Raw genomic sequence first — 10864 nt, 5'->3', positions numbered from 1 at the left:
TGAAATTTTAGCAAGTTTTGTTGAAGTATTTGTATTATATAAAATATATAGTATTTTGTTATATAAGCAACGAGGAAAGCAAAACTTTATATTAGATAGAGAATTAGCAATAATAGGAACTGTATTAATACAAATTTGCAATCATGTATCAATATTTTCTTATTTTACGATTATATTATTTGTATTATATATGAGTATTACCGCTAAAATTATCTACAGGAGAAAGTATATAGAACTATTTTCAATCGCAAGTTTTTATGTATTATGTTTAAGCTGTTTCGACTTTTTGATTTTTACTCTTGTATCGAATTTTTATGGTGGCTATGATACATTTACTGCGCTAGTTTCTACAAGAGGAATTTTACGTGTAGTAATGATTTGTGTTATAAAGTTTTTATGGATACTGCTGTATTTTATGATAAAGAAATATTTATATTCTTTTTCATTGAAGAAGAACTATGTATATACAATTTTAATTATATCCTGTGCGGGATTTTTGGGATTTGTATACTTAGTTAATCAAACATTTAAGGCATTTAATTATACAATGACAGGTGTGTGGTTTGTATTTATAGCTTTTTGGTCATTACTTTTTTTTACAGTTTATTTTGTAATGGAAAGCAAAGAAGAAAAAATGAAATTAGATTTTGCAGAAATGCGAAATGAACTGCTTGAAGAAAATTATAAAACTATTAATGAAATTTATACAGGTAATGCAAAGCTATACCATGATTTAAATAACCATTTGAATGTATTATATCAGCTTTTAGATGAAGAAAAGACGTTGGAGGCAAAGAATTATATTACAGAAATAAGTCGCCCAATAATGCAATTATCGAAAACTACTTGGACAGGAATAGACGTTGTTGACGTAGTGATTAATAGTAAATTGGGAAAAATGAAGGAAAAAGGAATTACCTGTAATGTGAATGTGGAATTCCCGCAGAATACCAATATTAAACCACATGATATGTGCACAATATTGGCAAACTTATTGGATAATGCGATTGAAGCTTCTGAAAAATTGAAAATACCTAGAAATATTTCGTTGACTATACGCCGGATTAATCACTTTTTACTTATAAAGGTTTCTAATGCGTGTGAAGAAAATAAAGAGTCATTTGCACATTTTCCTTCAACAACAAAGAAAAATAGAGAATTTCATGGTTGGGGACTTCCGAGTGTAAAAGATGCAGTTGAAAAATATAATGGTACACTAAAGTGCATAAATGAGGAAAAACAATTCATAGTAAAAATTATGTTGTTTTTTGAAAAAAATACAAATTAAAATAGCCAAAGTGGGAAATTACAATCTTATTTTTATGTTTTGATGGAAAAACGTAGTAAATGAAATTAAAGACATTTAATTATATTATAAAAGAATAGTAGGACACTTATAATCGGTGATATAGAGAATAAAAAAAGAATGTTGCAAAAGCGATATTCTTTTTTTTATTCAATATTTTGAAATAGAACGAAACCAAACTCCAATCCTTTCCGTATTGATAAAAAACAGACAGATGGGATTTGGACAATGGATGAAATTATTTTAATGAGAAAACTGAAGAGGAAAGATGAATGGGCATTGGGAAAAATCATTGATTTATATAGTTCCTATATCACATGTATCGTCTGGGAATTACTGCATAAAAAAGGTACCAAGGAAGATATAGAGGAGGTGGTTGCAGATACTTTTATTTCCCTATGGCTGACAGCAGAAAGGATTAATTATAAAAAGTACAGCAGTGTCAAATCGTATCTGGGAATGATTGCAAGAAATAAAGCGAAAGATTGGTTAAGAGCTTATCGTGGAGAAATTCTGGAACTTAATGATGATATTCTTTTGATTGATGGTGATGTAGAGCACTTGATTTTACAGAAAGAGCAACAGTTGATCATTGGAAGAACATTGGAGAAATTAAGAGAGACGGATAGAAAAATTTTTATTATGTATTATTATCGGTATAAAAAAATAGAAGAGATTGCAGAAACATTAAAAATGAATCCTCAAACAGTAAAGACCCGTCTGCGGAGAGGAAGAGAAACTCTGAAAAGGATTCTTCTGGAGGAGGGATATGATGCCAGTGAAGTTTAAAATAAGTGAAATGTTTGATAATTCCTGTGAGCTATTTGAAAATGAAATGCAACATAAAAATATTGAAAGTGAGAAGCGAATAAAAGAAATTGTTTTTCTTGAGATAGGTCACACCAAAGCCAAAAGAAATCGCAGGAGATATATAGCTGTTTTGGCAGCGGCAATGGGAATTGGAGGAATCACTGTTGGGGCACATGAAGTTTTAAAATCTGCAGGTGAAATCAAAAATAATGAGGAAGTGGTTTTAGAAAATCAGAACGGACTTGCTTTATATGAAAAGGAAAACAGCGGAGCTATACAAATGGAAGTGGAAACGGACATCATTTTACCAGAAAATTTATATAAAGATGGAATTCCTATTGCAAAATATATTATGGAATTAAAAACAGAGCGTAACGGATCAGTGCCAGAGTGTTATTTGGATAACGGAACCATGATTGTCCTTACAGATTTTGATGGAGATACTTGGGATATGAAAACAGGGGATGTTTTTATATTAGATTTCATACAGTCTGATAGTGATGAGAGAGGTGAAGCAAGAACATTAGAGATTGGATATATTTTTAATGGAGAGGTGATAGATGAGAAGGTTATATCAGAAACAGAAAATAAGATAATCCTGGATATTCCTAAATCAGGACAATATGGTGTATATTTAAAAAATGTATCTAGTGACAGAGTAACGATTTCGCAAGGAATATTGACTGTAGAAAAGGGGAAAGTGAAAGATGAAAAAACAAGAATATTTTTGGGAATATTAGGGCTTATTTGCCTGGTTGCTATGCCAGTTTCAGCAGCCGATAATGTAAGAAATATAACAACTTATAGTATTTGTAGAGAAGATTTATATAAAGATCAGATAGAGGATAGAATGGGACTACAGCAAATTAGTATTGAAAGTGGGAAAACGGTATCTTTTTATGACTCCAATGGTTCTATGTTTTATGTGAGTGGAGGTACTACTGTTACTTTTCGGGTAAACTTGAATGTATCTTCCTCTGTAAAGATGGGGTATATCAATCAGAATGGAAGTAGAACCCAAAAGTATAGCGGTTCAGGAACTTCCCATAAAACATCATTTACAATACTGTCTAGTGGATACTATAGATTCTATGTAACTAATAGTGGATCTAAAACAGTGAAAGTAACGGGAGGTGAAATTTGTTTCTAAAATTATGAGAAGGAAAATATTTAAAATAATAAAGTGGTTGGCTATTGTAATTCTGATTCTATGCTGCATGGGGAGCACATGGAATTATTTTTGTAAAAAGAGAGAAATACCAAAGGTACAAGCAGCTTATGGCAATGCAGTTAAAGTCAATGGGAAAAAGATGACTGTGGAAATTGCTGGTTTGCAAGCAGAAGAATCCCCCGTTATTGTGTTACTCCCAGGACTGGGATCTCCTTCTCCGGTATTAGAGTTTAGACCTTTAGCTGAGGAATTAGGAAAGACATATAAAGTGATTACAGTGGAGCCTTTTGGCTATGGACTGTCTGATCCCGCAGATACAGAGAGAAGCATAGAGAATATCGTAGAGGAATTACATGCCTGTTTAGAGGAGATTGGAGTTCACCGATATTATCTGATGGCTCATTCTATTAGCGGATTGTATTCCCTGTATTATGCTAATACTTATCCAGAGGAAGTTCGTGGTTTTATAGGGATAGATTCTTCTGTACCAAAGCAAAATGAGAATGAACCCTTTGATACAACAAAATTAAATCTTCTGATGGCCTATTTAAGTAAAACAAAAAATGTGTTGGGAATTAGCCGGATATTTTCAATTGGAAATCCGGAAAAGGCTATCTATGCAGACCAGAATTATTCTTATTCACAGGAAGACTTAGAAGTTTTTCGGATACTTTCCCTTGATACTTCTTATAACAAGACTGTAATGAATGAATTAAAACAGGTAGAAAATAATCTGAAGATAGTGCGGAACATGAAATTTCCGAAAGAAGTGCCAGTGCTAAACTTTGTTTCAAAAGACAATTGTGAAATTTTTCCAGGATGGGAGAAGTTGCATAGAAGTGTGTTAGGTGATAATCAGGAAAACAGATTGGTAATGTTAAAAGGGGGACATTATCTGCATTTTGAGCAGAAGGAAAGAATAAATTATTATGTTGCTAAATTTATAAATTAGACAGAAAAATACCGTTACGGGTGATACTAAACCTGTAGCGGCATTTTTCTTTATTTAGGAGAGTCTGAGTTGATAAGCCAAACTTCAAAGGTACTGCCTACATGAAGAGTAGAAAGCACATGGATAAAACCATATTGTCGGCTGATAATGTCTTGTGCCAGATGCAGCCCAACACCAACTCCCGGAAAGTTTTTGACAGAAGGAGAGCGGTAGAAGCGTTGGAAAAGTTTTGGGATTTCCGATTCTTTGATGCCGATACCGGAATCAGTGATTGCTATTTTGGTATAGTTTTCCAGGGTAAAAAGTTCTATGGAAATATGTCCGTTTTCATTCGTGTATTTTACAGCATTATCCAGGATATTATACAGCGCTTCGGAAGTCCATTTGGGATCATGATACGCCTTAAAGTCTTCTGAATAATTAAAAGTTATTTGAATGTTCTTCTGATCAGCCGCTAAGACGATATTTTCCAGAGCCATGAGAATGGTGTCACCAATCGTTTGATAACTTGGGGATAGTTTTATCACACCTGTTTCCAAACGGGATATTTTTACAAGGGAAGAGATTAAAAATTCCAGCTTGTTCAGATGTGCGGTATTTGTGTGAAATAAAGTCTTTAGTTCCTGCGGTTTTGTAATGGCTTTTTCCATAGCGGACTCTGTCAGGCGCAGCGTAGTCATGGGGGTTTTTAACTGATGAGAAATATCAGAAATTAGCTGCTGGAGCTGTACCTTTTCGGCATTTACAGAGTTTTTTGTGTTTTCCAATATACTGTACAATCTTCCTAAATGATGATTGATCTGTGATAGTAAAGTTTCGTCATACTTTTCATCAGGGGAAAAATAGGTTCCTTCAATCATACTGTCCAATGTTTTATGAAGTTCACGAGTAAACAAGGTGAGCTTGTGGAAAATCGTACAAAAGAGAATAAATACACAGATAAGCAGAAGGAAAGTGAAAACGGTAAAAAGTAAAAATACTTTAGGATCTGATGTAAGTGTACGCAATATGATACAGGTTCCTGAAAATATCAATAGAAATAGCAGGGAAACTATAATATATATTTTTTTTAAAGAAAATGTTTTTTTCATATCAGTCACCTATCCACATATATCCAGTTCCATAGATTGTTTTTATATAACGATGCCCGCTGGCTTCGATTTTCTTTCGGAGTCTGCTAATAGCAGTATTTAGGGAAGTATCACCTACAAAGTTTTCGGAGAAATCCCAGAGATGCTCAAGAAGCTGATCCCGCTTTAAAATATGCTTTTTATTCACAATAAAATATTGCAGAATACGGTACTCCAAAGGGGATAATTCCAGGGGAACTTTGTCCAGTGTCGCAGTCATTTGCGAGAAATTGATGCAGAGATTACCGTCTTCATATATGGTTTCCTTTTGTTTTTCTGTGATATATTTTGTTAAAACAGCTATTTTCTTTTGTAAGACGACAGGTGAAAAAGGCTTTGTAATATAGTCATCAGCACCCAGGTCAAATCCTTTCACTATGTCATTTTCTAAATCATTTGCGGTTAAAAAGATAATACTGGCATTTGATTTTTCTTTCAACTCTGAATATAATTCAAATCCATTTCCGTCAGGAAGGTTAATATCCAAAATCAGAAGAATGTAATGATACTGTTTTAAATATTTAAAGGCTTCTTTTGCATTATATGCAGAGTCAACAGTATAGCCCGCTGTCCGCAAGTTATAAGCCAGGGTATTATTTAAGGAGAAATCATCTTCAATAATTAAGATACGGTGCATAGTTTCCCACTCCTTCTGTTCTAAATTTCTAAGTTTTTCTATACCATAAAGAGCGTTTACGGTTTTCAAGATGTATTATAATTGTAAAAAATGCAAAAGTAAATAATGATTTTTTTCAGATAAAATATTTTTTTAAATGCACTAATTGTAATAATTTGGTAAGAATCTACGGATATACTGATAAGAAAAAATGGGAGGTACTAGATATGAAATGTAAAAAACTAGGGGTACTTTTGGCAATGGTTTTGGTAGGTGTTTCTGTATCGCCATCATGGACGGTATCGGCAGCGGAATCCCAGAATTTACCGCAACAGGTTCTTGATATTTCGAATGGTTCAGATGAAATTTACGGACTAGGCGCACCCATTGAGCATGTAGAAAATCCGGATGAGCGCTTTAGCAGCGGCGGGGTAGATCATACACACCAGTATATCGTATCGAATGCCTTGAAGATTTTAAATAACGATAAAGGTGCCAGTATATTAAACACAAAGGCTGCTGTGATATGCGAATATACAGATTGGCCGGACGTATTAGGAAATGAAACAGATTATGGCACGTTTGCAGGACATTTCTATGATCCAGATACCGGAAAAAACTGGATGGGACAGAAAAATCCTACAGCACGAACCAGAGCAGAAACCTATTATCAAAGTGCAGTTGCAGCATATAAAGATGGATATCCAGATAAGGCTATGGAATACTTAGGAAAGGGAACACATTATGTATCAGATTTGAATGAGCCACATCATGCTTCCAATCTGACAGCAGTAAATAGTAATCACTCAGATTTTGAAAAGTATGTGGACAAACACCGTACAGAATATACCATAGCAGGGAATAGTTTTGGCACAAATGTTTATAGTAGTGCTGAGAATACAGCAGTAGGAGATATGCTTTATAGTGCTGCAAAAGATGCTAAAGCATTGGCTGGACTGGCACAGAATAAAGATACCTATAGCTCAGTCGGAAATCAGTCCGTTCAAAATGCAATAAAGACAGTAAGCAAGTATATTTACAAATTTGGTAAGGAAGTAGGTATTTACTAAATAAGATGATTTGTGGTGACGTCACACTTTAAAATCATAAAATATCAAGGAAAGGAGGACGGGACAATGAAAGAACTGGAAAAGAAAATGCAGAACGAAAACTTTGATGTAGAAGTACAGTATTGTGATCCAGATGATTGCTGGCATGATTGCCAAACAGCACCAAATTATTGCAATGCGCATATTACGGAGTTCTGGTAAGACGGAGGAATGTTATATGGAAAAAAGAATTCAGGAAGAATTGTTTGATGTAGAAGTACAGTATTGTGATCCAGATGATTGTTTGCATGATTGTGAGGTTTCAGAGGGCTGGTGTAACACACATATTGTGCCATATTGGTAAAACGTAATTAAGGTGATTCTTGGCGTTTCACTTTTTTAATTAGTAGAATGAACGAAGGGAACATTTCCTCTATCATGAGATGAATGTTCCCTTTTAATTTTTTTTGGGGGGGAGGTAATAATTCAGTAAGAATTAGGGTTTATGATGAAATAAAACAAGGAGAGGTAAGAACAATGGAATTGGTAAAAACATCAAATTTAAAAAAATACTACCGTACTGGAGAGATTTGTATAAAGGCATTGGATCATGTCAATCTTTCGGTTGAAGAAGGCGAGTTTATTGCTGTTGTTGGACCGTCAGGCTGCGGCAAGACAACATTATTAAATATGCTGGGCGGATTGGATAATCCGACAGAGGGAACGGTTCGGATACATGGAAAAGATATAACAAAAATGAAATCGGAAGAACTCACGGTGTATCGAAGAAAGCATATCGGATTTGTATTTCAGAATTATAATCTTCTTCAAACACTTAATGTAAAAAGCAATATTTTGCTCCCTTTATATTTGGGAAACAGCAAAATAGACGAAGCATATTTTGAAGAGATTGTAGAAATCCTGGGTATTAAAAATAAGTTGAAAAATTTACCGAATACCTTATCAGGCGGGCAGCAGCAGAGGGTTGCCATTGCCAGGGCAATGATCACCAAACCGGATATTGTTTTAGCAGATGAACCAACAGGAAACCTGGACAGTGAATCAAGTGAAGAAGTTCTTAGATTGCTCAGAGAGTCAGGGGAGCGTTATAATCAGACGATTATTATGATTACCCATAGTAGAGAAATTGCAGAAACGGCATCGAGGATTATAAGAATGAGAGATGGTAAAATCGTATGAGTAATGAAAAGAAAATAATGAAAGAAATGGTTCAGGGTAATCTGAAAGTACATAGGAAGAGAAATCTTCTTCTTGTATTGGCAATTACTTTAACGACCATTTTATTTACCTCAGTATTGGAAATTGGATTTGGAGGTATGCAATCCATTCAGGAAACACAACTAAAATTATCTGGAATGAAAGCAGACGCAGAACTTAGATTTTTGGACAAAGAACAATTTCAGAAAGTTCAAAATTCTGATTTATTTGAAAGCGTGGGAGGAAGAGTTCCCATTGCTCTTATGGAAGGGGAAACGAAGCGACCTATCGAAATAGACTATCTGGATAAAGCAGGTATGGAAGCGTATTATCTTTCCTTGGAAGAAGGGAAGATGCCGGAAGATGAAAAAGAAGTGCTTTTATCAGAGCAAGCATTAGAAGAACTGGGAATAAAAAAAGAAGTAGGAAGTCATGTTCCGGTGTCTTTTACATTAAGAGGTCAAGAATATAACTTTGACATGCGATTGTCAGGCTGGTACAAAGGCGGTCCTAAAGTTAATTTTTTGATCGTTTCAGAAACATTTTTAGAACACAATCCTGAAGTGTCAGAGAATACATACGATATTGATAAAGAGATTTTAGGAACTTATTATGCAAGTGTTTGTGTAAAGAATACAGGGAATATTGAGCAAAATCTTAAAGAATATGCAGAAAGTCTTGGGGCACAAACAGAAAATGCTGACGGAAACAATTATGTTAATGTAGCAGTCAATCCCATGTTGTATTCAGAAGACGGAAATACAGGAGTTGGTCTTTCCATAGTCTTTTTCGGAGCACTATTTATTTTGTGTGGATACCTATTGATCTATAATATTTTTGATATAGGCGTTATGCAGGACATTCAAGAATTTGGAATAATGAAAACGATTGGAATGACCGGCAAACAGATTAAGAGATTAATGCGAAGACAGATGCTCCTTTTATCTCTTATTGGTATTCCGATTGGATTAGTTGTTGGATATGGGCTAGGGGCACTTTTGCTACCAGTCATTCTGAAGAATTGGGAATACAGTGAGGAAGAACTTACTATTGTGCAGTCGGTACACCCAGCTATCTTTATATTAACAGTTTTCTTTGTATTGATTACAGTATTTTTGAGCATGAGAAGACCTTCTAAAAGGGCTGCTAAGTATTCGGCGATTGAAACAGCAAAATATACAGAGGTGAAGAAAAAAACTGCAGAAAAAGATATTCACTCTATTAAAAATATAGCAAGAAGCAATCTGCAGAGAAATAGAAAGAGAACCGTTTTAGTATTTACATCGCTTATATTAAGTGTTGTCTTTGTCAATTCCTTATGGATTATTTCTAATAGTTTTGATGAAGAGAAATATGTTAATGTACAAATGAGAAGGGATTATTTAGTTGCATCAACAGATACATTAAACCCTAGTATTGGTTATGTCAAACCTTCTGCGTCCTTAAATGAAGAAGCCATTCAAGAACTTGAAAAGAATGCCATGATTAAGAGATGGTAACAAAGTTATATAAAAATGCAATAGATGCATCTGTATATAATTTTGATATAAGTTTTGATTGGGGGGTCGAGGTAATAGATGTCAAAATACCCAGTATAGAAATTGATGGAGTAATTACTAATAGTGCAACAACCAATTATGGTACGTTAACCTTAGGTAAGGATAAGAAACCCATATGTAATGTATGCGGAATTTCAGAAAACTTTTTGGGGAAAATAGAGATTTTAGAAGGAGAAAAAAATATTATTTCTATTAAAGAAAAATTAAAAAGTGGAGATTATATTTTAGTTGGTATTCGTGCAAATGATAATGGAAAGCCTAGTACAGATGGTATTGAAATATCACCTAAAGTCGGCGATGTTGTGACTATTTATAAAGATGGAAAACCATTAAAAGAGGTAGAAGTTCTTTCTCAAATTTTAGTAATAGACTCAGAACAAATATCAGGAGGAAGCTCTACAGGGGGAGGAACAATCTTAGGTCCTTGGTTTTATTTGAGCGAAGGCTTATTTAAAGAACTGTATGGAGAAGGTAACTTAGTGAATTATTCTTTTGATGCAGATGAGAACGATGCTCCGGCTGTGAACAGAATGTTACAGGATATTTCAGAAAAATTTACCAATGTGGGATTTGAAACTACAGAACAAAGGCACTCTGAAATTGAGAACTATAAAATGCTGGTCAGAATTTTATGTGTGCTGATTGGAGGAATTTTAGGTGTAATTGGAATTGTAAATCTTGTGAATATTATTTTTACAAACCTAATTGTGCGAAACCGAGAATTTGCAACATTTAGAAGTATAGGTGCAACAAAAAAACAATTGCGTGAATTGATTATAAGAGAGAGTGTAGGATATGTTTTTTATGCTGCAATTGGTGGTTTTATACTTGCAACACTAATTAGTATGACAGCAGTCAGGGGTATTTGTTCTTCTATTTGGTTGTTTACTTTCCAGTTTACCTTATTTCCAGCAGCTACCATTATAGTACTGTATTTAATAATATCTATCATAGCTTCTGAGGTTGGAATTTATCTTTGGGAAGGGGAAGATATTACAGAACACGTTAGAAATCTATAGGTTATTTACAGCATAAAAAGTGGGCCCCATGAAA

The 10864-nt window shown here is 34.2% G+C and carries 12 protein-coding genes; 10 read left to right on the top strand and 2 right to left on the bottom strand.

Annotated features, from left to right (window positions below):
- The 4 genes from AC075J_RS03555 to AC075J_RS03540 all read left to right on the top strand — a co-directional run.
- Positions 1-1288: sensor histidine kinase (locus AC075J_RS03555; protein ID WP_476390010.1), on the top strand; the 1288-nt coding region annotated here is incomplete at its 5' end.
- Between the two features lie 264 nt (positions 1289-1552).
- Positions 1553-2095, top strand: a complete 543-nt coding sequence (locus tag AC075J_RS03550) for an RNA polymerase sigma factor (protein WP_243009851.1) — start codon at positions 1553-1555, stop codon at positions 2093-2095.
- Positions 2076-3266, top strand: coding sequence for a hypothetical protein (locus AC075J_RS03545; protein ID WP_476390009.1), 1191 nt, complete (start codon positions 2076-2078; stop codon positions 3264-3266). Before AC075J_RS03550 ends, AC075J_RS03545 begins: the two co-directional genes overlap by 20 nt.
- Positions 3250-4239, top strand: a complete 990-nt coding sequence (locus AC075J_RS03540) for an alpha/beta hydrolase (protein ID WP_243108934.1) — start codon at positions 3250-3252, stop codon at positions 4237-4239. The genes AC075J_RS03545 and AC075J_RS03540 overlap by 17 nt, the downstream gene beginning before the upstream one ends.
- A 50-nt stretch (positions 4240-4289) precedes the next feature.
- Here the strand turns inward: AC075J_RS03540 and AC075J_RS03535 are convergent, their stop codons facing one another.
- Both AC075J_RS03535 and AC075J_RS03530 read right to left on the bottom strand, forming a co-directional pair.
- The gene (locus tag AC075J_RS03535) at positions 4290-5330 is read right to left on the bottom strand and encodes a sensor histidine kinase (protein ID WP_117689858.1); all 1041 of its coding nucleotides are present in this window, start codon (positions 5328-5330) and stop codon (positions 4290-4292) included.
- 1 nt (position 5331) lies between these two features.
- On the bottom strand, positions 5332-6075 hold the full coding sequence (locus AC075J_RS03530) for a response regulator transcription factor (RefSeq protein WP_334294219.1): 744 nt from the start codon (positions 6073-6075) through the stop codon (positions 5332-5334).
- Positions 6076-6212: 137 nt separating this feature from the next.
- Here AC075J_RS03530 and AC075J_RS03525 point away from each other — a divergent pair, with 137 nt between their 5' ends.
- The 6 genes from AC075J_RS03525 to AC075J_RS03500 all read left to right on the top strand — a co-directional run bounded on the left by AC075J_RS03525 (position 6213) and on the right by AC075J_RS03500 (position 10830).
- Positions 6213-7055, top strand: a complete 843-nt coding sequence (locus AC075J_RS03525) for a zinc dependent phospholipase C family protein (RefSeq protein WP_117689860.1) — start codon at positions 6213-6215, stop codon at positions 7053-7055.
- A 66-nt stretch (positions 7056-7121) separates the two neighbouring features.
- Positions 7122-7256 (top strand): hypothetical protein, encoded by a 135-nt coding sequence (locus tag AC075J_RS03520; protein WP_276512585.1) that lies wholly within the window; start codon positions 7122-7124, stop codon positions 7254-7256.
- A gap of 16 nt (positions 7257-7272) precedes the next feature.
- Positions 7273-7398 (top strand): hypothetical protein, encoded by a 126-nt coding sequence (locus AC075J_RS03515; RefSeq protein ID WP_275932381.1) that lies wholly within the window; start codon positions 7273-7275, stop codon positions 7396-7398.
- 173 nt (positions 7399-7571) lie between these two features.
- The gene (locus tag AC075J_RS03510; protein ID WP_117689861.1) at positions 7572-8234 is read left to right on the top strand and encodes an ABC transporter ATP-binding protein; all 663 of its coding nucleotides are present in this window, start codon (positions 7572-7574) and stop codon (positions 8232-8234) included.
- Positions 8231-9751 carry an ABC transporter permease gene (locus AC075J_RS03505; protein ID WP_476390008.1) on the top strand — a complete coding sequence of 507 codons (1521 nt, stop codon included), beginning with the start codon at positions 8231-8233 and terminating at the stop codon, positions 9749-9751. Before AC075J_RS03510 ends, AC075J_RS03505 begins: the two co-directional genes overlap by 4 nt.
- Positions 9745-10830 carry an FtsX-like permease family protein gene (locus AC075J_RS03500; RefSeq protein ID WP_476390007.1) on the top strand — a complete coding sequence of 362 codons (1086 nt, stop codon included), beginning with the start codon at positions 9745-9747 and terminating at the stop codon, positions 10828-10830. The genes AC075J_RS03505 and AC075J_RS03500 overlap by 7 nt, the downstream gene beginning before the upstream one ends.
- The last annotated feature ends 34 nt before the right edge of the window (positions 10831-10864 follow it).

This window comes from Blautia sp. ZXY-1-C6, assembly GCF_056339875.1.
This window is presented reverse-complemented; position numbering and strand designations above follow the sequence as displayed.